General features: G+C 59.3%; 12 protein-coding genes and 1 tRNA gene. 6 read left to right on the forward strand and 7 right to left on the reverse strand.

Annotated features, from left to right (window positions below; translation table 11 throughout):
* Positions 1-328: 328 nt before the first annotated feature.
* Positions 329-420: transfer RNA gene (locus AC0L8G_RS16800), tRNA-Ser, on the reverse strand.
* A gap of 169 nt (positions 421-589) precedes the next feature.
* Here AC0L8G_RS16800 and AC0L8G_RS16805 point away from each other — a divergent pair.
* Complete coding sequence (locus tag AC0L8G_RS16805; protein WP_473385312.1) at positions 590-1,129, forward strand: VOC family protein; 540 nt, start codon at positions 590-592, stop codon at positions 1,127-1,129.
* A gap of 111 nt (positions 1,130-1,240) precedes the next feature.
* Positions 1,241-2,641 carry a TolC family protein gene (locus AC0L8G_RS16810; protein WP_473385313.1) on the forward strand — a complete coding sequence of 467 codons (1,401 nt, stop codon included), beginning with the start codon at positions 1,241-1,243 and terminating at the stop codon, positions 2,639-2,641.
* Between the two features lie 33 nt (positions 2,642-2,674).
* On the opposite strand, the gene AC0L8G_RS16815 is transcribed toward AC0L8G_RS16810, so the two are convergent.
* Positions 2,675-7,753: a PA14 domain-containing protein gene (locus AC0L8G_RS16815; protein WP_473385314.1), complete on the reverse strand. Its 5,079-nt coding sequence runs from the start codon at positions 7,751-7,753 to the stop codon at positions 2,675-2,677.
* Positions 7,692-9,716, reverse strand: a complete 2,025-nt coding sequence (locus tag AC0L8G_RS16820) for a cadherin repeat domain-containing protein (RefSeq protein WP_473385315.1) — start codon at positions 9,714-9,716, stop codon at positions 7,692-7,694. Before AC0L8G_RS16820 ends, AC0L8G_RS16815 begins: the two co-directional genes overlap by 62 nt.
* A 174-nt stretch (positions 9,717-9,890) precedes the next feature.
* Between AC0L8G_RS16820 and AC0L8G_RS16825 the strand changes: the two genes are divergently transcribed.
* From AC0L8G_RS16825 to AC0L8G_RS16840, 4 genes are all read left to right on the forward strand, one after another.
* Positions 9,891-11,606 (forward strand): peptidase domain-containing ABC transporter, encoded by a 1,716-nt coding sequence (locus AC0L8G_RS16825; protein WP_473385316.1) that lies wholly within the window; start codon positions 9,891-9,893, stop codon positions 11,604-11,606.
* The gene (locus AC0L8G_RS16830) at positions 11,603-13,813 is read left to right on the forward strand and encodes a peptidase domain-containing ABC transporter (protein WP_473385317.1); all 2,211 of its coding nucleotides are present in this window, start codon (positions 11,603-11,605) and stop codon (positions 13,811-13,813) included. Before AC0L8G_RS16825 ends, AC0L8G_RS16830 begins: the two co-directional genes overlap by 4 nt.
* Before the next feature lie 17 nt (positions 13,814-13,830).
* Positions 13,831-15,180: an HlyD family type I secretion periplasmic adaptor subunit gene (locus AC0L8G_RS16835; RefSeq protein ID WP_473385318.1), complete on the forward strand. Its 1,350-nt coding sequence runs from the start codon at positions 13,831-13,833 to the stop codon at positions 15,178-15,180.
* A 124-nt stretch (positions 15,181-15,304) separates the two neighbouring features.
* Positions 15,305-15,988 carry a 5-formyltetrahydrofolate cyclo-ligase gene (locus tag AC0L8G_RS16840; RefSeq protein ID WP_473385319.1) on the forward strand — a complete coding sequence of 228 codons (684 nt, stop codon included), beginning with the start codon at positions 15,305-15,307 and terminating at the stop codon, positions 15,986-15,988.
* A 10-nt stretch (positions 15,989-15,998) separates the two neighbouring features.
* Here the strand turns inward: AC0L8G_RS16840 and AC0L8G_RS16845 are convergent, their stop codons facing one another.
* The 4 genes from AC0L8G_RS16845 to AC0L8G_RS16860 are packed head-to-tail and all read right to left on the reverse strand — an operon-like array spanning position 15,999 to position 22,357.
* Positions 15,999-17,324, reverse strand: a complete 1,326-nt coding sequence (locus tag AC0L8G_RS16845; protein WP_473385320.1) for an MFS transporter — start codon at positions 17,322-17,324, stop codon at positions 15,999-16,001.
* Between the two features lie 9 nt (positions 17,325-17,333).
* Positions 17,334-18,572: a metal-dependent hydrolase family protein gene (locus AC0L8G_RS16850; protein WP_473385321.1), complete on the reverse strand. Its 1,239-nt coding sequence runs from the start codon at positions 18,570-18,572 to the stop codon at positions 17,334-17,336.
* A gap of 30 nt (positions 18,573-18,602) precedes the next feature.
* On the reverse strand, positions 18,603-20,282 hold the full coding sequence (locus AC0L8G_RS16855) for a hydantoinase B/oxoprolinase family protein (RefSeq protein ID WP_473385322.1): 1,680 nt from the start codon (positions 20,280-20,282) through the stop codon (positions 18,603-18,605).
* Positions 20,283-20,293: 11 nt separating this feature from the next.
* The gene (locus tag AC0L8G_RS16860) at positions 20,294-22,357 is read right to left on the reverse strand and encodes a hydantoinase/oxoprolinase family protein (RefSeq protein WP_473385323.1); all 2,064 of its coding nucleotides are present in this window, start codon (positions 22,355-22,357) and stop codon (positions 20,294-20,296) included.
* Positions 22,358-22,372: the final 15 nt, after the last annotated feature.

Here is a 22,372-nt window from a genome sequence, read left to right on the forward strand (position 1 = left end):
CCCGCTAGGAGGGGCCGTTGATATGATCCAAATTGCCTAGCGCTTGGAGCCGGTTGCCCAACGGGCCGCCTGAAAGTCAGGCGTTGGATTAGACCGGCGCTATATCAAAGTTTTGATGGTGAAATCTCCCATCGTTACAGCAGCGACAAAATGGTGACGCGAGAGGTGTTATTCAAGCCAATGTCGCTGATGTAGTTTGCCGAAGCGCTGGCGGTAAGATGAGACAGTCTTCGAACCTTACCCTCAGCGCACAAGCGTGCGCCGCGCGGTTAGCGCGCCCCATCGGAGCCACGAGCGAAGCGAGTTGGCGCGAGATATAGATAAAGACTGGCGGAGAGGAAGGGATTCGAACCCTCGAAGGGAGTTAAAGCCCTTACTCCCTTAGCAGGGGAGCGCCTTCGACCACTCGGCCACCTCTCCGCCGCCGGTAATGCCCGGAAATGTCTGGCATTGCAAGACGCGCCGGCGGTCGCGCTTGCGGGCCATTCCGGCTTCCGTCCCGCGCCTTTCGCCCGCCCCGCCCGCGCGGTAAATTTACCAAAGAAAAGCGTGAAAACACGCCCGCCCGCGCATTGAGGAGAAACGCCCCATGACCCAGTTCGATTTCGGCCAGCCCGCCGACGGCATCATCCAGATGGCCTATGTGGTCGAGGATCTGTCCGCCGCCATGGCCTCCTGGACCAAGCGCATGAATGTCGGCCCATGGTTCCTGATCGAGCATTTCACCGGCGGCGAACCGGTCTATCGCGGCGGCCCGTCGAAAGCCGATGTGGCGATCGCCATGGGCTTCGCCGGCCATATGCAGATCGAGCTGATCCAGCCCAATGACGCGCATCCTTCCGTCTATAAGGAAGTGATCGATGCGCGCGGCTATGGTTTCCATCATTTCGGCAAGGCCTCGCCCGACTATGACGGCGATCTCAAGCATTATGAGGCGGCAGGCTATGAACTCGCCTTTCAGGCGCTGGTGCCCACCGGCGGGCGCGTCGGCTATCTCGACACCAAAGGCGAACTGCCCGGCTTTCTGGAGCTGATCGAGTCCGGTCCGGGCCTCGACGACACGTTCAGCCGGTTCTACGCCGCCTCGATCAAATGGGACGGAAGCGACCCGGTCCGCCCCATGGCGTAACCGCCGCTTCCGGATGCAATGCCTGCTGAGATGCTCCCCGCGCGCCAAGTTAACTATTCATAAAACGTTAACCAATTTACAGCCATGGTGCGCCTAAAGGCTTATACAACCATGGCGGGTAAAAATTACTATCAGCTGCTGATCTGCTGCGCGCTTTCAGGGCTCGCGACAGCTGCGCATGCCGATGAAGAGATTGAAGTCCGGGGCAGCATTTACGCCGCCTTCGATCAGGAAACCCTGCCCCCCGATGGCGGCGCTGAAGAAGTCGAAACCGTCGTCGGAGCAATCCGCGCCGCGCTCTTTCATAATCCGCAAATCCGCGCCGCCGCCGCGCAAACCGACGCCGCCAAGGCCGAACGGTTTCGCGCGCTGGGCGGCTTCCTGCCGAATATCGAAGCGACGGCGACCTATGCGGATGATGATCTGCGCAGCTCGTCCTTGCAGACACTGACTGACCGCGACGGCACAACGCTCGGCGTCACCGCCGTGCAGCCGGTGTTTCAGGGACTCGCCGCGATCAACCGCTTCCGCGCCGCACGCGCGCGCGTCAGCCAGTCCGATCTTTCCCTGCTCGCCGCGCAACAGCAAACCGCGCTCGACGCGGCGCGCGCCCATGCGGGCGTCATCCTGCTGCGCGCCATCGTGCAGCACCGCATCGACAATATGGCGCTGGTCAAAGAGCAACTCAACGTTGCGGAAAAACGTCAGCAGGCCGGCGCGCAAAGTCGCACCGGCGTCGAGCAGGCGCGCATGCGCCTCGCCCAGGCGCAGGTGGATCTCGGACTGGCGCGCACCCAGCTCGCCGAAAGCGAAGCCGCCTTCACCCGCATCATCGGCCGCCCGCCGACCGCAAACCTCGTTCCGGACTCGCGCGATCTCGCGGCCGAATTTGCATCGGCCGAAGACGCAATCAACACCGCGCATAACAACAATCCGGTCATCGCCGCCGCGGACAAAGGCGTCGATGCGGCAAAGCACGCCAAGAACGCCGCCAAGGGCGCCTTTGCGCCGCGTCTCACGGTTGAGGCGAGCTATCTGAAACGCTATGGCGACACGCAGGCCATGTCGCCGCTCCCGCAAACGCAAGATGAAGAATATCAACTTGTCGCGCGCGTGCGCATGCCGATCTTCCGCCAGACCGAAGACATCGCCAGCCTGCGCAGCGCCGGCGCCAATGTCTCCCAGGAACAAGCACAGCTGATGACCGCCGTGCTCGCGATTGAAGAAACCGTAACGCGCAGCTGGCGGCAATGGAGCGAAGCGATGGCCCGCGCCGCCGCCGCCAAAACCGGCATCAACGCGGCGACCCATTCTGTTCGCGGCCTAAAGCTTGAATATGAAGCCGGACAGCGCAGCGTGATCGACGTGCTTGACGGTCAGCGCGATCTCGTCACAGCGCAGATCAATGCTTCACAGGCCGAATATGAAGTCCGCGTCAGCCAGTATGAACTCGCCGCCGCGACCGGCTTCATTCTGGAAGCGTTTTTCGGCGACGCGGAACGCGTAGAATAAACGCGCTGACGACCCCTTTCATTCCGCTCAGAACTAGTACGTCACCTGCTCGATTTCAGAGAAGGCGATGGTCGACCCGTCGCTCAAGGTGATGACGCCGCTGGAATCTTCGCTGAAGATCACGCCGTTTTCATCGGAAGAGACAATCGAGCCTTCGGTGAGTTCGATGGTCCAGTCGGCGCCAAGCTCGCCCAAAGGCATTGAGCCGTCATTCAACTGGATCGTGTCCGTCCAGCCGGCCCCGCCGGCAATCTGGTCGGACCCGTCGCCCATTTCATAGACGAAGACATCATCGCCATCGCCGCCGGACATGAAGTCATCGCCCGCGCCGCCATCCAGCGTATCATTGCCGCCGCCGCCAAACAGATAGTCATCGCCGTCGCCGCCGGAAAGCGCATCTTCGCCAGCGCCGCCAAACAGATATTGCGAACCGGGCGCGGATTCCTGCACCTCGACCGACACCGTCTGCTGATAGGTTGCGCCATGTTCGTCCGTCGCCTCGACAACGACATCATGCGAGGCCTGATCAGCGTAGTCCAAGGACATGCCGTCTTTGACTTTCAGCTGATCGCCAACCACTTCGAACATGCCGGAGGGATCGTCGGCAATCGCAAAGCTCGGCGCGCCGACAGCATCCGCATCCGCCGCCGACAGGGTTCCGACGACCGCGCCGTCAACGCCTTCGACCGGGCCTTGAACGATTTCGTCAAACTGCGCCGAAACCACCGCGGACAAGCCGTCGGGTCCGTCATCATCGGGATTGATGATGGTGATGGCGTTGTCACCGTCAATAAAGCTTGGCGGCGTGAACGCGCCATTCACCAGCGTCATCGGCTCATATTCCGTGGAGCCGGGCGTGCGCGTGGCGAATACCTGAACGCCGCTTTCGGAGATCTGCACGACGATGCGCGGCGTGTTTTCGCCGCCAGCGACCCATGGTTCGGAAATCGCGGAGCCATCTTCGAATTGCAGGAACGCCTGGCTGCCGGCGTCATAGACATTCGACTGCAATTGCAGCGTCTTGTCCGAAATGCTGTCACCATTGACGAGCAATTCAAATGAATTGTCGACCGACGCGAACGCCAGCGTGACAACGCCGGCGCCGGCGGCCGCGCCGCCAAAGTTCACCGTGGCTGTCCCGCTGCCGCCGCCATCGGCGGTTGTGATTTCACCATTGCTGACGCTGGCGTCTGCGTTGCGCGACGCGTCAGCAGCCGTGAGCGAAATGCCCGTCGGCGGCAGATTGAGAATATCTTCCGCGCCGACAGTCTGGTCTGCGAATTCGAAGTTCTCGACCTCGTAGACCGTGTCCGTTCCGTCGGGCGAGCCCGCGCGATTGTCGATCACGCGGAAAGTCGTCTCGTCAATCTGTTCCACGGTGTAATCAGCCCGGTCGCCGGAAAAGACGACAGTGTCGTTCCCTTCGCCGCCATGGATATAATCATCGCCGGCGGCGCCGGTGATCTGATCGTCGCCAGCCTCGCCGTGAATGTCGTCATTGCCGGCGCTGCCGGTGATCACGTCATTGCTGTCGCCGCCCGCAATATTTTCGTAGTCTTCCGCATCGGCGACGTCGATAGTGAACACCATCGGCGTCACTTCCCCGCCCGCGCCGATCGCGTTGATCGTCACATCATGGGATGGCTGGCCTTCATAATCGGCGGCGACGCCATCCTTCAGTTTCAACTGAGCGCCGACAATCTCGAATGCGCCGGAAGGATCATCGGCGATCACAAATTCTGTAACTGCGCCGCCGGTCTCCGGATCAATCGCGGAAAGGTCGCCCACAATGGCGCCGGGGTTGTTTTCAACCACCATGGGCGCATAGGAAAGCTCGCTCATGGTGATTTCCGCGCCATTCACAAGCTGCAGATCATTCGCGCCTGCAAGGTCTTCAATCACGCCGTCGACAGCGCCATCCATCACCCAATTGTTAATCAGGCCGGGTTCTGTTTCCGGATCGTTGATCGGAGCGTTTGAATGCGCCGCGACCTCTTCCGGGCTGCGCGCATAGTCGAAAATCCGGGCCTCGAAGATTTCGCCTTCAAACACCTGCCCGGTGTCAAAGCCGCCGCCTTCTGCATCCTGCTCCTGACCGAAAGCAACGGCGCCGCCGGCTCTCAAATCGCGAATATCGATTGTGGTCTCGAACGCCGATTCGCCGTCCACATAGACTTTCAACTCGTTGGACGCCTGATCCCAGGAGAACGACACCTGGTGGCGCTCCCCATCCAACAGGGAAGCATTCGGAATGCCGGTGTCTATTTTCTGTCCCGCAAGGAACACGTTCAGATTGCCGCTGCCGCCCTCAAGCCAGAGCAAGGCTTCGTTGTTCGAGCCGCCATTTGCGGCATAAGAGAACAACGGCGTGCCATTGCCCACATCGGTTTGATCAGACGCGAAACTCACTTCCACGGTCACGGCGTCTGTGGGGAACGCCTCCATATTCATCGCCAGCGCCGCATCATCGTCGCCGCCATCCGCATTCAACGCCAGCGCATTGGACGTGCTCACCGGCGCAAGGGCGAAATTGGTCGGCGCTTCATTCACATCCGCAACCGCAACGGTAAAGCTCATCTCGGTGCGATCGCCGGAAGCGCTGATCGCTTCAATCGTCAGATCGTAGGAATTCTGCGTTTCGTGATCGAGCGCGACGCCTTCCTTCAATTTCACTTCATTGCCGACAATCTCGAAAGCGCCGGACGGGTCGTTCACGATTGCAAATTGCGTGACCGGACCGCCAGTGTCGGGATCGCTCGCAGACAATACGCCGGCAACGGCGCCTTCCTGATTTTCCACCACGGTCGGGACATCAAAGGCCTCGCCGCCCTGAACCGAAGCGCCATTTTGCAATTGCAGGTGATCGCCGCCGACGAGATCCTCGATTGCGCCATCAGTCGCCGCGTTCATCACCCAATTATTGACAAGACCGGGCTCAGTATCCGGGCTGCCAATCGGCGCGCCGGCATTGTCGGCGATCTCCGCATCGCTGCGCGCATAGTCGAAGATCCGCACTTCAGCAATTTCGCCTTCGAAGACCTGACCGCTGTTAAAGCCGCCGCCTTCTGAATCCTGTTCCTGACCTAGCGCCAGCGTGCCGCCCGCCCTCAAATCGCGGATATCGACAGCGGTCTCGAACGCCGCCTCGCCATCCACATAGACTTTCAGCTCATTGGTGGACTGATCCCAGGTGAAGGAAACCTGATGCTGCTCCCCATCAAGCAGCGACGCATTCGGAATGCCCGTATCAATGCGCTGGCCCGCGAGATAAATATTCAGATTGCCGCTGGCGCCTTCGAGCCAGATCAGCGCTTCATTGTCGGAGCCATCGCTTGCGGCATAGGAGAACAAGGGCGTGCCATTGCCCACATCCGTCTGATCGGAGGCAAAGGCAACCTCGACAGTAAGCGCCTGTGTCGGGAAACCGGCGATATTTGAAGCCACCGCCGCATCATCGACGCCGCCATCTGTGTTCAGCAGCAGCGCGCCTGACGAATTTGGCGGCGCCATCGCGAATCCGAATGGCGTTTCGACCACATCGCCGACGGGAATATCGAAGCTTTCGCTTGAGCTTTCTCCATTCGCATCCGTCGCCGTCACCGTCACCGCGATTTCTGCACCATCCTCATAGCTGACAGACGCATCGTCCTTCAGCTTCAGCACATAGCCGCTTTCAGACTCAACAACTTCAAAGCGATCATCGCTTACCGTAACCGTGACCGCATCCCCGTCCGGATCTACAATCGACAGCAATGCTGCGTGATCGCCCGCGACATTTTCCGTTATGCCAAGCCGGTCGGCGTCGGTAACGCCCGGCAGGCGATAGGAAGAGCCGCCGATGACTTCGGTGGCGCCGCCCGTATCAGGCCCGGCCCATGACAGCTGCAATGTTGCATCGCCGCCATTTTCAAAATACCGCACTTCAATGTCATGCGCGCCGGAATCGAGTTCGAGCGTCACGGTGCGCGTTCTGGTCGAATGCAAGCCGTCATTATCAAGCACCGGCTCGCCGTCGATGAACAGCATGCTGCCATCGTCGCTCGCCATGGAGAAGGTGTAGGTTCCCCCCTCGCCGACCATGATCTGGCCTTCATATTTCGCCGCGAAATAATCCGCCGGCGCCCCGTCCCAGAAAGCTGCCTGGCCCTGCATATGGTCGAGGCTGCTGACGACGCCTTCCGCATCAGGCGTCGCATCAAAATCAATCTGGTCGAGATTGCTCAGCGAATGACCAATATTGAAGAAGGACGCTTTCAACCCCTCGCCGCCCATCAAAGACAGCTCCGGCGCCGAATTCACGTCATTGACGGCGACCGAAAGGTTCATCGTGTCCGTCGCGCCGCCGGAATCCATCACGGTGACGGAAATGTCGACCGCGCTTGCTTCTTCATAATCCAGGCTCTCGCCGTCCTTCAGTTTCAGGACATAGACGCCGCCATCATCGACAACTTCAAAGCGATCATCGCTAACGGAAAAGCTGTGCGTGTCGCCGGCATCGATATCAGACACCGCCAGTTCGGCGACCACTGCGCCCGCCGTATCTTCAGGCACGGAAAGCGTTTCAGCAGAATATCCATGGGCGTAAGAATCGCCGCCAATGACTTCGGTGGCGCCGCCCGTGTCAGGGCCCGACCATGCAAGCTGCAAAGTCTGGCTGCCGCCATTTTCAAAATAGCGGATTTCAATATCATGCGCGCCCGACTCAAGATCCAGCGTCACCGTGCGCGTTGTCGTTCCATGCAATCCGTCATTATCGAGCACCGGCACGCCATCGATAAACATCATGCTGCCGTCGTCGCTCGCCATGGAGAAGGTGTAGCTTCCACCCTCCTCGACGATGATCTGGCCTTCATATTTCGCCGCGAAATAATCCGCCGGGGCGCCTTCCCAGAAAGCTTCCTGGCCTTGCATGTAATTCAGAGTGTCAACAACGCCCTGCGCATCCGGCGTCGCGTCGAAATCGATCTCATCGAGATTGCTCAGCGAGTGCCCAATGTCGAAGTAGGATGCTTTGAGGCCCGCATTGCTGACAAAACTCAGCATCGGCGCATCATTCGCATCTGCGACTGTCAGGGTGAAGTCCTGAACCGACGTCAGACCGCCCGAGATCACTCGCGGTGATGGTCACATCAATCGGTTCGGCGGTTTCATAGTCGAGGGAAACGCCGGATTTCAACTTCAACTGGTCGCCGACAATCTCAAAGCGGCCGTCGGAAACAGCATAGCTAATGGTGTCGCCCGCATCAGGATCGAAGGTCGCGATCGTGCCGACCACGCCGCCATCGCTGTTTTCCGCAACGCTGGTTGAAGAAAGCGAAATTGTCTGCGGCGCTTCGTTGATGTCGCTCGCATTGACGGTGACGATTTTTTCAAAACTGGCGCCGGCGCTATCCGTCGCCTGCACCGTGATCTCGAACGCATCCTGTGCTTCGAAATCAACCGCAGCGCCGGGTTTCAGTTTCAGCGTGTCGCCGACAATCTCGAAAAGGCCAGATGCATCATTGGCGATCGCAAGGCTGACGCTGTCGCCGAAATCCGGATCTATTGCGGAGAGCGTTCCAACAGTCGCGCCCGCATCATTTTCAGCAACCATATTTGCGGAAAGCAAGACATCCGTCGGCGCTTCATTGATGTCGGCGACATTGATCGTCATGATCTCCTGATAGCTGGCGCCAGCGCTATCGGTGACATTCAATGTAATCTGATGGCTGTCCTGCGCCTCGAAATCCGCCGCCGCGCCGGACTTCAAGCGCAATTCATCGCCGACAATTTCGAACAGACCGGAAGCGTCTTCCGCGATAGAATAGCTCATGGTGTCGCCGGAATCCGGATCGACCGCCGACAGCGTGCCGACCGTCGCACCGCTATTGTTTTCATCGATATTGTTCGCAGACAGCGTTATGTCGAGCGGCGCTTCGTTCACATCCGCGACATTGATGGTCACCGGTTTGGAGAAGGTATTGCCCGCGCTGTCCGTGACCAGCAAGGTGATTTCATAGCTGTCCTGCGCCTCGAAATCCGTGGCGGAACCAGGCTTCAGCCGCAATTCGTCGCCGACAATTTCGAACAGGCCGGAAGCGTCTTCCGAGATAGAATAGGTTACGCTGTCGCCCGCATCCTGGTCAGTCGACGAAAGCGTGCCGACCATCGCGCCGCTATTGTTTTCATCGACGCTGTTCGCAGACAACATGATGTCGTCTGGCGCTTCATTCACATCCGTCACATTTATGGTGACGGGTTTTTCAAAGACATTTCCTGCGCTGTCAGTCACGCGCAAGGTGATGACATAGCTGTCTTGCGCTTCAAAATCGAAGGCGGCGCCCGCTTTCAGCTTCAGCTCATCACCGACAATCTCGAACAAGCCGGATTCGTCCGACGCAATCGCAAAAACTGCCGTGTCATCAGCATCTGGATCAACCGCAGAAAGGCTCGCAATCACTGCGCCCGAAGCATTTTCCGCAGCGCTTGCAGCAGACAGGAGAATTTCCGTCGGCGCTTCATTGACCGGCGATTGCTCGCCGAATGGCTTGCCTTCAGCGCCTGCCGGCTCACCGGAACGAGCGGAAACGCCCTGCGGCGCGCCAAGCCCGGAACCGGCTGGCGCCGAAGCTGCGGCGCCGGCTGTCGCGGCGACAGCAACACCGTCTGAATCAGCTGGTGAAGAAGATTGATTGTTAGCGTTTATTTCCGGCGCATTGGTTAATGCGTCGTCAACAAAGCTTTCCAAATCGTTGCTTTCTTCGCTGCCCTCATCTTCCGCGCCTGCTTCTGTGCGGCTGCGTTCGCCAGCATCGAGAGCGGGGGATTCATAGCCGCCATCACGAATGCGCCCGGCGCCGTTTTGCTCTTCGTCCATCCGCTGATCGCCGAAATGCAAATTGCCATAGCCATCCGCGACGCCTTCGGACTCATTCGGATAAAGGTCGCTTTCACGGGCTTTTTTGAGCGAATCCCGTTCGCTTTCGAGATCCGTATCCGCACTCGTCACACGAGTCTCGGCCTCTTCGCGCCCATTCAACGGCGCGCCGTTGACCGGCTTTGGTGTCTCGTTCGTTTCCGGGATGTCTCTTGCCATCACTCAACTCTACTCATTACGCAACTAATTGAGCTTAGCGGGCGAGACTTAATCAGAAACTTATCAACCTAGTTAACGTCCGGTAAAACATAACCTCGCCATACGCTTAGCATTCCTAAAGGTTTTAACCATATTCAGAATGGGTAAGTTCAGTCGTCAATCGAAGTGTGTTTGATGCTATCGTTAGTACGAGAATTCGCTGCCGAAGTTTTCAAAAGCGGCGGCGAAACGGAAAGCCCGTTTCCCGAGCCGCCTCTCGGTGCGACCACCTATGTCGCCTCCGCCGTCATCAACACACTTTCCCTCGCCCTGCCGCTGACCATTCTTCAGGTCTACGACCGTGTGCTGCCCAACGCCGCCTATGAAACACTGACGGCGCTGGTGCTGCTGCTCATCGCGTCAATCCTGATTGACGGGCTGCTAAAGTATTTTCGCTCCACCGTGGTTAACTGGTCGGCCGCCTCCTTCACGCACCGCCTTTCCGTTCGCGCGCTTTCCGCCATGCTCGCGACCCAGCCCTCGTCTTTCGGCAAGACCACCGCCAGCGAACATCTTGAACGGTTGAACGCCATCACCGGGCTCGGCGCGCATCTCAGCGCCCAATCCCGCACCGTTAAAGTCGATATCTTGTTCATCCCGGTTTTTTCCGCCGTGATCATGTTGATTGGCGGGGTGATTTTCGGCGCGGTCATCGCGCTGTTCGCCATCTTCGGATTTCTCGCATTTCAGGGCACCAAATCTCTCAACGAGACAATCCATGAGCGCGAATCGTTCGATGCGCGTAAGCAGGATTTTACAATTGAAGTTTTGGGCGCAATCCAGACGGTCAAGGCGAACGCCATGGAGCCGTTGATGATGCGCCGCTATGAGCGGATGCAGTCCGCCGCCAGCATCGTCACCAAAAAAATGGTCACGCTGACGGGCGTCGCGCAAACTTACAACAACGCCTATGCCGCCCTGTCGACGATCTTCATCGTCGCCGTTGGCGCGATCCTGGTGTTGAATGGCCGCCTGACCCTCGGCGCGCTCGCATGCTGCATGCTGCTGTCCTCACAATTGCTGCAACCCCTGATGCGCTCGCTCGCCAGCTGGAATGAAACGCGCCTGGCGCAACACCGGCGCGAGCGGATCGCCGCGATCTTCGATGATTGCGAAGAAAGACCGCTGCCCAAGGCGCGCTTTCCCAATCGCTTCACGCCGAAAGCGCTCTCTCTTAAAAATCTCACCATTCGCTATGGCGACGGACCGGCGCTGTTTGAAAATCTCAATCTGGAAATCGCGGCGGGTGACTTCATCGCGATCAGGGGCGAAGATGGCAGCGGGCGCTCAACCCTTTTGCGCGCACTCATCCACGACGCACCGATTACCGAAGGCGAAGTGGTCATCGGGGATGACGCTTCGGGCGCCGATACGTCAAGCCTTTCGCGGCGCTCCGTGCGCTATGTGGGGCAGCACCCGGTTTTGTTCCGCGGATCGATCCTCGACAACATTACCCTGTTTGGCGAGATACCGGCGAATGTGGCGCTCTCTGCTGCAAAATTCATCGGCCTCGATGACGAAGTCGTTCGCATGCCGCTCGGCTATGACACGCTTTTGAAAAACTCCGCCGGCCGCGATCTTCCGATCCCGACCGCGCAACGGGTCTGCCTGACGCGCGCGCTCGCTATGCGCCCCTCCATATTGGTGCTGGATGAAGCCAATGCGTCGCTTGATCTGATTGGCGAGCAGAAATTTCTCGACTCGCTGGAGAAATTGCGCGGCAAAGTAACGATCATCATTTCGACGCATCGCCCTTCTTTGCTGCGCCTCGCTGATACGATACTGGAAATCCGGAACGGCAAGCTTGCGCTTTGCGCATCCAACACACCTGCCAATCGGGTGGCGTCATGATCACCATGCCGAAAATCCCGTTGTCTCTCTCCGGCGATCCGGCTGACGGCGACGCCCGCGATCAACCTGTGCATCGATTGCAGGAACGCGTGCGCAAGGCGTTTGTCGCCGGCGATAGCCGCAAGGCGACAACGAATGACGACTGCCTCGCGGCGCTTGAGCGCTTTCTAGAACTTACAGACTGGGCCCAGGGGCGGCGGCGCATCTTCGAAGCGATGCCCCATGCGGACTCGGTCGAAACGGTTGCGGCGTTTCGCGCGGTGCTATTCCGTCTCGGCTTTACCTCCAAGACCGAACCCGCCAGCGCGGAAAATCTGCGGCCGGAATTCTTGCCCTGCTTCATCCGCGAAGAAAACGGATCGGTCAAACTCGCAGAGTCACGCACGCGCGATGGGGATATCGTCCTTTACGACCCGGCGGAAGCAACCAGTTCAAAGCGCAAGCCTGAAGAAATTGACGGGCTCGCTATATTCCCTGAAAAGGCGGAAAAAACCGAGACCCAGACAGGCCCGACGGCGCCATCCTGGACGTCCGAGATCCTGAATGTATTCCGCCCGCTGATCCGGCATATTTTCATCCTCAGCTTCGTCGTCAATCTGCTGGCGTTGGCGCCGCCGATCTTCGTGATGTCGGTCTATGACAAAGCGATCTCGACACGGTCGTTTGATGTGCTCGCCGGACTGACAATCGGCATCGCCTTTATCGTGGCCGCCGATTTTGCGCTGCGCCAGTTGCGGGTGCGTTTGCAGGCCTATCTCGGCGCCCGGCTCGACGAACAGCTCAACGAAACGGCGTTCCGTCACTTGCTCCACCTTTCCCTGTCGCACACGGAAGACGCGCCCATCGGCGCGCAACTGACCCGGTTGCGGCAGATGACATCCTTGCATGAAGTGTTCACCGGCCCGCTGGCGAGCGCATTGTTCGATTTGCCTTTCGTCGCGCTGTTTGTCGTGGTGATCGCCATGATTGGCGGGCATCTGGTCTGGGCGCCGCTTGCGCTGGTGGCGATTTACGCCCTCGCCGCCGCCTGGGCGATACCCAAAAACAGTCATTTGATCCGCCGCGCCGGCGAAGCGCGCTCTCATCTCAACAATCTCACAGTCGAGGCGGTGTCATGCCAGCGCGCGATTAGCGATCTGGCGGCGGAACATGTCTGGCTGCGCCGTCAGCGCAAGCTTTCCGCAGAATCCGCCATGGCCAATCTGAAAGCGCGACAGCTCAATTTCGTGTTGCAGACCTTCTCGCAATCCATGGTCCAGATTGTCGGCGTCGCGGTGCTGATCATCGGCGTGAAAATGGTCATAGACGGCAATCTCACCGGCGGCGCGCTGATCGCCGTGATGGCGCTGTCCTGGCGCGTGCTCGGTCCTATTCGCAATCTGTTCCTGACCGGCCTGACGCTTGGGCAAACATTACAGAGTCTGCAACAGGTCAACCGTCTGGCGCGCATGCCGCTTGAGCGTGAGCCCAATAGCAGTCCGTCGATCCCGCGTTCCTTCAAGGGGCACATTGTGGCGGACAAGCTGACCTTCCGCTATGCCGGCCAACGCGAACCATCGCTGCGCGGCGTCTCGTTCGAGGTGCGCCCCGGACAGTTGATGTGTCTTTATGGGCAAAGCGGTTCCGGCGCCTCGACCGTGCTGCGGGTGCTGCTCGGTCTGCACCAGCAACAGGCCGGCTCGATTTTCATTGACGGGCTGGATCTTCGTCAGCTGGACAAGGGCGAATGGCGCCATGCGATTGGCGTCGCCCTTCAATCGCTGGATTTCTTCCACGGCACGGTGGCGCAGAATATCCGCCTCGCCCGCCCGGATGCATCGGACCGGGAGATCAACGCCATCGCCGAAAAACTCGGCATCGACCGTTACTATGGCGGCGTGCTGGAACAGGGACTGGACACGAAGTGCAGCACCATGGCGCGCGCGCAATGGCCGGACCCGCTGCTGGCGCGGATCAACCTCGCCCGCGCCTTCATCAAGGACGCCCCGATCTACTTCCTCGACGAACCGGGCGCGACGCTCGATGAGGCAGGCGAGCAAGCGCTGCTGTCGATTCTCGAGGAAAAACGAAAAACCAGTTCAATCATCATGACGACCCAAAGACCGAGCCATATGCGGCTGGCGGATTTTGTCGTGTGGATGGATCGCGGCTTTGTTCGCGACATCGGCGCGCCAGATGCGATTGTGCCAAAGGTGCTTGCCGCATGACTCCAGAGAGCAAACCGATGCCGAAACACAAAATGAATATCGCAACGCGTCACGAGTCCGTCGGCGAACGCCACGGCCTCGCCTTGCCGATCGAACTCGAGGAAGGCGCCCCGCCGCAAATTGCGAGGGCGGCCATGGCCGTGATCAGCGGGCTGGTCATCGTTCTTCTGGTCTGGGCGAACATCGCGCATATCCGCGAATTGTCGATCGCGAATGGCGAGATTGCGCCTTATGGCTCAACCCGCGAAGCGGCGCATCTTGAGGGCGGCATTATCGACCAGCTGCTGGTCGAGCCCGGCGATGTGGTCACGCAAAACCAGGCGCTGGCGAAATTGCGCGCAGAAGGCTCCGGCGGTGAAGTCGACCGGCTGGCCGCCCGCCGGGCGAGCCTCGCCATTCGCGCCGAACGCATGGATGCACAGGCGGGCGCCCGCGAGCCCGACTTTTCCGCATGGCTCAATAACTGGCCGGCGCTTGTGGCGGAACAAAAATCCGTCTTCGACGCAGAGGTCGCGAAGCAGGACGCCGCCATGGCGACCATCATTTCCCGCGAGACCTCTGCGAAAGCCGAAGTGCTGAAGTCGGAAGCCCAATTGCTCGCGGAAACCGAACTCCTGGAATTTGCGCGCGAGCAGCTCGCCATTCAGGACCAACTGATCGATGAAGGATTCACCTCAAAGCAATCGCATTTGCAGGCGAAGTCCGCCGTCGCCACCGCACAAGCGAACGCCGCCGTCGCCGAATCCCGGTTGCAACAGGCGCGCGACGCGCTTGAGGCCGCTACGGCCGACCGCGCCGGCGCAGAAGCCGATTACAAATCGAAAATCGCCGAGGAACGCTCAAGCGTCATCGGCGAACTGGCGGAACTTGAGCAACCCTTTAGCGCCCTGCAGGACCGTTCCGACCGGTTGACGGTGCGTGCGCCTGTCGCCGGCGTCGTCAATGCGGTGCTGGTCAATGGTCACGGAGATGTGGTCCGACCGGGCGGCGTTGTGGCGGAGATTACGCCCACCGGCGCCAAGCTTTTCGCAGAAGTCCGAGTCGCGCCAAAGGATATCGGCCATATTGCGCCGGGACAAAAAACCGATGTGACCATCACGACGTTCGATCCCAATCGCTATGGCAAGATCGCCGGAACCGTGTCGCATATCTCCGCCGACAGCTTCACCGATGAACGCACCGGCGACGCCTATTACATCGCCTATATCGCGCTCGGCGATCAGGTGATCGGCAAAGGCCATAATGCTCGCTCGCTTGCAGCGGGCATGCAGGTGCGCGCCGAAATCGTCACGCAAAGCCGCACCTTGATGCAATATGTATTGAAACCGGTATCGCGCTCGCTTGATCGCGCATTTACGGAGCGCTGATTTTCACCGCTCACGCATGACCGCCACGCCATGGCGGCGTTCGGAAATTGCAGGCTTTCGGCGCCCGTCCAATCGGGTGCGGCGCCGGAAAGCCGGCTATTTTGCGGGCCACAGGCGGTGACGAATGACGCTTCCACCACAAGATGACGACGCCAACGAAGACGACCGCGCCGCCCATGGCGACGTCGCATCGCCCCCCTGCTCCCTGCATGAGGTTGATCCGGCCTATTCCGGGCTTGGTGGCGGCGCCGAAAACATTTCTCAATGGCGAAAGCGCGAACGCCAGCGCCTGATCGAAGCGCGCCTCGCCATTCCGGCGGAACGGCGCGCGCAAATGGGCCGTGAAATCGCCTCCAATCTCGCCGCCGCTATCGGTGACTTTTCCGGCCTGACCGTGAGCGCCTATTGGCCCTTTCGCGGAGAACCGGATTTGCGCCCGTTCCTAGAAAGCGTTGTTCAGGGCGGCGGGCGCAGCGCATTGCCGGTAGTCGTCACACGCGCGGCGCCGATGATTTTCCGGCTATGGTCTTCAGGCGATGCATTGGAGCGCGGCATCTGGAACATTCCCGTGCCGGCGGAGACTGCGGCGGTCGTGATCCCCGATGTGATCATCGCGCCGGTCGTCGGCTATGACAGCGACAATTACCGCTTGGGATATGGCGGCGGCTATTTCGACCGGACACTCGCATCCCTGGCGACGAAACCGCGCGTCATCGGCGTCGGCTATCAAAGCAGCAAAATCCCGACAATCCGCCCGCAGCCCTATGATATCGCGATGTCGGAGATTTTGACCGAGAACAGCGATTGAGCAACCGGCCTCAGGTCAGGCTCTTGCCTTCCGTTTCCGGCAGGAAGAGCGACGCCAGCGCGGTGATTGCAAGAAACGCCGAAATGAACGCAACGGTCGCCGTGAAGGTGCCGGAGACAAGAATGGCGCCGATGACGATCGGGGCAATCGTGTTCGCCACACGCTGCAACATGACGCCCCACGCCACGCCCGCGCCGCGATGCGCCGTGTCGTAGATTTCGCCCATCCATGTATTCCAAACGCCCCATGCGCCAAGGCTGAAGAAGGACAACATGAAGTTCCAGGCGTAAAGCTGCGTCAGGGAATTGGCGTTGGCGAAACCAAACCCGGCGATTGTCGCAAGCGCCACATAAGCGACCATGATTTTTTTGCGTCCGTAGATGCCGGTCAAATAGCTGGCGGTCAAATAACCGGGGAACATGAAAAGCGCAGACAGCGCGATAAAGCCAAGCCCTTCCGGGGCGCTCAATCCTTTCCGGGCGAGCAGCGACGGCAGCCATGATGTCATGCCCCAATAGCCCCAGGAGAAACAGAAATTGATCACCGTATTGAGCAGCGTAAGGCGCATGACACTCGGGCTGAATATGCCGATAAAGGGCGTTTGAACGCCGCTTGACGGCGAATCCGCAATTGCTTCGGGCGCAAACGGCTTGCCTGAAAGCTGCGTCATGGCGCGGCCCGCCTCCGCCTTGCGCCCGCGCTCAACCAGCCAATAAGCGGATTCCGGCACGAAGAAAAAAATCGGGATCACCCATAAAGATACGATCGTGCTGAAACCAAGGGTCCAGCGCCAGCCGGCGTCGACAAACAATGCTGTCACGCAAACGGCCAGCAACGTGCCCACCGGCCACCCGGCGGACAGGAAGACCGTGCCGCGCCCGCGCGATTTGACTGGCAGCAACTCCGTAAACAGAGGAAATGTGACGACCAGCGCACCGGACAGGACAACGCCGGCGAAAAACCGCACCCACCACAATATTTCGATGGACGGCGCCAATGCGCTCAAAATCGGGAACACCCCATAAGCGCCGATGCTGATCAACAGGCTTTTCTTGCGGCCTAGACTATTCGACAGTTTGCCCCAAATCAGCGAGCCCGGAATCATGCCGAGAAAAATCGCGCTGATCAAACCGCCGACGGCTTTCGCATCCGCTTCAAACCCGGCGCCGATCGCACCGGAAGAGAGGATGATGATCATCATCTCCCATGCTTCAATGGCGAAAGCGAAAAACAGCACCAGCCCCGCGAGCCAATGGGCCCGCGTCACCGGCATGTCCTCAAACCACTCGCCAACCGGGCGCGCCGTCACTGTCTCATTCACATCCGCGCCCTGCATTACAGTCCTTTAGTGAAGAGTGTTCTTGTAAACCCGGCCGCCCTTCATGATCAGCGGCATATGTCCGCCCTGATCCTGCAACACGCCCAGATCACCAAAAGGATTGCGCTCGAGAAGCAGAATATCCGCAATGGCGCCCGCCGAGATTTCTCCCAGCCGGCCCGACCGGTTGAGTATCTCCGCATTGACGCGAGTCGCGGAATGGAGAATTTCGCGCGGCGTTTCAATTTCCGACCGGATCAGAAACTCCCGCGACTGGTGATCGAATGAATCGCCCAACAGATCGGTGCCAAGCCCCAGCTTGACGCCGGCCTTCTTGCATATGTCGACGCTGGCGAGGCCCGCCTCTTTCACAACCGCAAGCTTTTCAAGCATTGCGCTGCTCCAGCCATGCTTGCGGCCCTCTTCCTCCAGCACCGTGTAGGTGACCAGCGTGGGCACGACATAAGCGCCCTTCTCCGCCGCGAGTTTGGCCGCCTCGTCGTCAATCAGGTTTCCGTGTTCAATGGTGCGGACGCCCTGCTCCAGGGCGACCTTGATCGCACTGGCGCCATAAGCATGCGCCATCACATAGGTGTTGCGCCGCGTCGCCTCTTCGACGATCACCCGAATTTCTTCGGGTGAATATTGATTGCATTCGAGCGGATCATGGGGAGAGGAGACGCCGCCGGAAACGAAGATCTTGATCTGGTCCGCGCCTTTGCGAAGTTCTTCGCGAACCGCTTTTCTGACCTCATCAAGACCGTCCGCAATGACGCCAGTCAGGGCGAGCGCATCTGCGCAACGGCATGGATGCGCCGTCTCAGTCTTGCGGCGGCTGTCGCCATGTCCGCCTGTTTGCGACAAGGCCCGTCCGGCGATGAACATTCGCGGTCCGATAACCTCGTCTTCTTCTACTGCCTGTTTGATGCCCCAATCGCCGCCGGCGGCGTCGCGGATAGTGGTGAAGCCGCGCATCAGCATTTTCTGCAAGATGTTGCCGGCGCGGGCCGTCATCAGCGTCAACGGCACTTCATTCAACCGCGCGAGATTGGTGTCGGCGAGAAATGGATGCGCATGACAGTCGATCAGGCCCGGCAATGCATACCGCCCGCCCGCATCAATTACCGCATCGCTGGCGACGCCGATGGCGCCTGCGGCGGCGATTTCCCTGATCTCGCCATTTTCGATGAAGATGTCCGACGGATCGCTAGCGTCTTCCTGATTTGTATCGAGGATCCGCGCGTTCCTGATCAGCGCCGTTGTCATATGAATATTCCTGTTCCAGTTCGCGGCGCCTTAATCACTAACGCCGTAAATCTCTTGCGCCCGTTCTTTCGTGACATAGCCGTTTTTGATGTCTTCAAGAACCTTTTTGCGCGGCCGCTTGCCGGGATCGCCGTAACCGCCGCCTGTCGCGGTATAAACCTTCACCACATCGTTGACGCCAAGCGGAATCGCCGTGCAGGCGGCGTAGCGCGTCGCTTCACCGTCAGCTTTGACGACTTCCACATAGTTGGTTGAGCCCTGCAAGCCGCCTTCAAGCCCCCACGGCCCGGTCTCCGAACGTGTGTAAGCCATGGTCAGCCACCAGTCTTCCGCGAGAATGCGATAATCCAGCAGGATGCCCTTGCCGCCAATGCGCTCGCCTTCGCCGCCCGGCGCTTCATTCAAGGCGAGACGGTCGACCATCAAGCCGTTGCGCTGCTCTGTGACCTCGACCGGCACATTGAATGTATCGCCGTGATAGCCGGTGTAGAGCGCATTGATGCCGTCATTTTCCTGCGACGCGCCCCAGCCGCCAAGCTGCGGTTCGACAATGCCATGCACATGCCCGGTTTCCGGATGCGGCCCGCCCATAAAAGTGCCGCAGATCGAAGCGTAATGTCCGGCGGTCAACCGGTTCGGCATGGCTGACGCCAGCGCTTTCCACAGAAGATCGAAAAGCAGCATGCTGGCTTCGTAATAGATGCTCATGGCTGCGGGATATTTGGCGTCGAAAATCGACCCTTCATCCGTCAGCAACTCTATCGGGCGAAAGGAGCCTGCATTGCCGAAAGTCTCCGGGCTGGTGACCGCTTTGAAAATCATCTGGCAATCGACAAAGGTCGCATCGCGCGAAGAATTGAGCGATGTCTTGCTCTGTTCTGGATTGCCGCGAAGATCGACCGTGAACGCATCATCGGTAATGGTGATCGCCGCTTTGAGCACGCGCCCGTCCTCCAGGGTCTCACTCGCCGTGAATGTTCCTTTCGGCAAGTCAGACATGGCGGCGCGCGCAATTTTTTCGCCAAGCGCAAGATAGTCGTTCATCGCAAAGCGGACGGCCGGGTCGCCATATTTCTCCACAAGGCTGAGAAAACGCTTCTGGCCGGCGCGCATGGACGCAACGCCCGCCCAGAAATCGCCTTTGGTGGTTTCCGGCACACGGGAGTTCATCAAGATGATGTCGAGCACCGCCTGATTGACTTCGCCGCGGTCGATCACCTTGATGCCCGGAAGCTGCAGACCTTCCTGATAGATCTCCGTCGCGTCGGGGCTTATGCCGCCCGGGAATGCGCCGCCGAGATCCACCCAATGCGCCTTGTTGGCGAGCCAGCCGATCAGCGACCCGTTAGCGAAGACCGGCAGGATCATCACCACATCATTGATGTGGCTGACGCCGCCATGATGGGGAATATTCAACATGAAGATGTCGCCGTCGCGAATTTCAGCGGCGTCGAATTTTTTCAGGATCGCCGCGACGCCCGGCTCCAGCATGCCGATGAATCCCGGAATGCCCGAGCCGGAACTCGCCAGTTCGCCCTGCTCATTGAACAAGGCCACACCAAAATCCAGCACCTCATAGATGATCGAACTCATCGCGGTGCGCCGCATGGTGGCGAACATTTCATCCGTGATCGCCGAGAGCGAACTCTGGATGATCTCGATGGTGATCGGGTCAAATTCGGGGGACAGTTTTTGTGCAGTGGAAGACATGAGCGTTTCCCCTAAATTTCAATATGCAGATTGCCGAAATCATCGACCGTGACGCGCTGGCCCGGAAACACGACGGTTGTCGAGCCTGCTTCTTCGATGATCGCCGGGCCGGAAATCTTTGCGCCGCGCCCGAGCCGGTCGCGGTCATAGATCGCCGCATCCAGTATTCCTTCTCGATCGAAATCGACCCTTCGGCTGCCCTTCAAGGCGCTTTCCGCGTCAGGGTCTTCGTCAATGACCGCGAGCGCCGGACGATCGACGGAGGCGTAAGCGACCACGGAAAAGTTGACGACTTCAACGGCGTTGTCGAGTCTGTAGGTATATTCGCGCTCATATGCGGCCTTGAATTCTTCGATGACCGCCGCAATGCCTGCTTCCGTCAGCGCGCCTTCGGCCACCGGCACCCGTACCGAATGTTCCTGGCCCTGATACCGCATGGACAATGCGCGTTCGAGGCGAATGCGCTTGCCGGCGATCCCCTCCGCTTCATAAGCGGCGACCGCTTCGCGCTCCATTTCGGCGAATGTGCTGCTGACCAGCGGCGCAGTTTCTGGAACAAAAAGACAGGGCTGCGTGCGAATATAATCGCGCCGCAGATCGGACATCAGCATGCCCCAGGCGGAGAACACCGCGGAATGGGCGGGAATGATGACCTTCGGAATGTTCAACTCCGCCGCCAGCGCCGTCGCATGCATGGCGCCGCCGCCGCCAAACGCCACCATGGTGAAATCGCGCGGATCATAGCCGCGATTGATCGACACAAGCTTCAGCGCGTTGGTCATGTTATTGTTGGCGATGCGGATCACGCCGCGCGCCGCCTCTTCGGCGGAGAGGCCAAGCTTGGCGCCGAGCCGGGCGAAGGCTGCTTCAACAGCGCTCATGTCAGCTTCGATCTCACCACCGATAAAATATCCCGGATTGATCCGCCGCATCATGAGGTTTGCGTCAGTCGTCGTCGGCTCGGCGCCGCCCTTGCCATAGGCAACTGGTCCCGGCGCCGCGCCCGCGCTTTGCGGGCCTACATGCATCTTGCCATGCGCATCGACCCAGCCAATCGATCCGCCGCCATTGCCGATTTCAACAATGTCGACCACGGGCGTCATGATCGGATAGCCTGCAGATTTCTCGCTGCGTTCGATCATATACTGGCTGGTGACGGCGACCTCGCCATTGTCGATGAGCGAACATTTCGCAGTCGTGCCGCCAATATCAAAGGCGATGATGTTTTTGATGCCGAGCGCTTCGCCTAGCGCCGCAGCGCCGAGAACGCCGCTCGCCGGTCCGGATTCGACAATCGAAATCGGCGTGCGCTTTGTCGCCGTCACGGTGTCGATGCCGCCATTGGACTGCATCACATAGAAGACGCCCTTAAAGGCGTCGTCTTTCAGCCGCGCTTCCAGCTTGCCGAGATATTGCTCCGTTGTCGGTTGCACATAGGCGCAGACGGCGGCGGTGTTCGTGCGTTCATATTCACGCCACTCACGCGAAATCTCGTGCGACGCGACCACAGATACTTCCGGCCATAATTTTCGAATATGTTCGGCGACTTCAATTTCGTGCAAGGGGTTGGCGTAGGAATGCAGCAGGCAGATGGCGATGGCTTCAACGCCCTCCGCTTTGAACTCTTCCAGGATCGGCTCAATGCCTGACAGGTCAAGCGCCGTCAGGATTTCCCCCTTGTAATTCATGCGCCCGTCAACTTCTCGGCGAAGATATCGCGGAATGAAAGGCTCCGGCTTTTGATATTTCAGATTGAAGAAATCCGGCCGGTTGCCGCGCGCGATTTCAAGAATATCGCGGAAACCCGTGGTCGTGATCAGCGCGGTTTTGACGCCCTTGCGCTCGGTCAGCGCATTGATGACGACGGTTGTGCCATGGGCGAAAAATTCAACATCCTCCAGCGAAACCTTCGCCTTCTGGAACGCGTCAGCCACGCCTTTTTCAAAATTGGGCGGCGTCGTATGCGCTTTTTCGGTCTCTACCGAACGAACTTCGCCGGTCTTTTCGTCAATGTTGAAATATACGAGGTCGGTGAATGTTCCGCCGACATCGGACGCCGCTCGAATTTTTACCATGCCCGAAATACACCT

The organism is Hyphococcus sp. D3-15 (assembly GCF_055809375.1).

What these genes read in the sequence shown, in the direction of transcription:
- AC0L8G_RS16850 (WP_473385321.1), bottom strand. Translation starts at nt 18,572, where the DNA reads ATGACAACGGCGCTGATCAGGAACGCGCGGATCCTCGATACAAATCAG.
- AC0L8G_RS16855 (WP_473385322.1), bottom strand. Translation starts at nt 20,282, where the DNA reads ATGTCTTCCACTGCACAAAAACTGTCCCCCGAATTTGACCCGATCACC.
- AC0L8G_RS16810 (WP_473385313.1), top strand. Translation starts at nt 1,241, where the DNA reads ATGGCGGGTAAAAATTACTATCAGCTGCTGATCTGCTGCGCGCTTTCA.
- AC0L8G_RS16840 (WP_473385319.1), top strand. Translation starts at nt 15,305, where the DNA reads ATGACGCTTCCACCACAAGATGACGACGCCAACGAAGACGACCGCGCC.
- AC0L8G_RS16820 (WP_473385315.1), bottom strand. Translation starts at nt 9,716, where the DNA reads ATGGCAAGAGACATCCCGGAAACGAACGAGACACCAAAGCCGGTCAAC.
- AC0L8G_RS16845 (WP_473385320.1), bottom strand. Translation starts at nt 17,324, where the DNA reads ATGCAGGGCGCGGATGTGAATGAGACAGTGACGGCGCGCCCGGTTGGC.
- AC0L8G_RS16835 (WP_473385318.1), top strand. Translation starts at nt 13,831, where the DNA reads ATGCCGAAACACAAAATGAATATCGCAACGCGTCACGAGTCCGTCGGC.
- AC0L8G_RS16805 (WP_473385312.1), top strand. Translation starts at nt 590, where the DNA reads ATGACCCAGTTCGATTTCGGCCAGCCCGCCGACGGCATCATCCAGATG.
- AC0L8G_RS16860 (WP_473385323.1), bottom strand. Translation starts at nt 22,357, where the DNA reads ATGGTAAAAATTCGAGCGGCGTCCGATGTCGGCGGAACATTCACCGAC.
- AC0L8G_RS16830 (WP_473385317.1), top strand. Translation starts at nt 11,603, where the DNA reads ATGATCACCATGCCGAAAATCCCGTTGTCTCTCTCCGGCGATCCGGCT.
- AC0L8G_RS16825 (WP_473385316.1), top strand. Translation starts at nt 9,891, where the DNA reads ATGCTATCGTTAGTACGAGAATTCGCTGCCGAAGTTTTCAAAAGCGGC.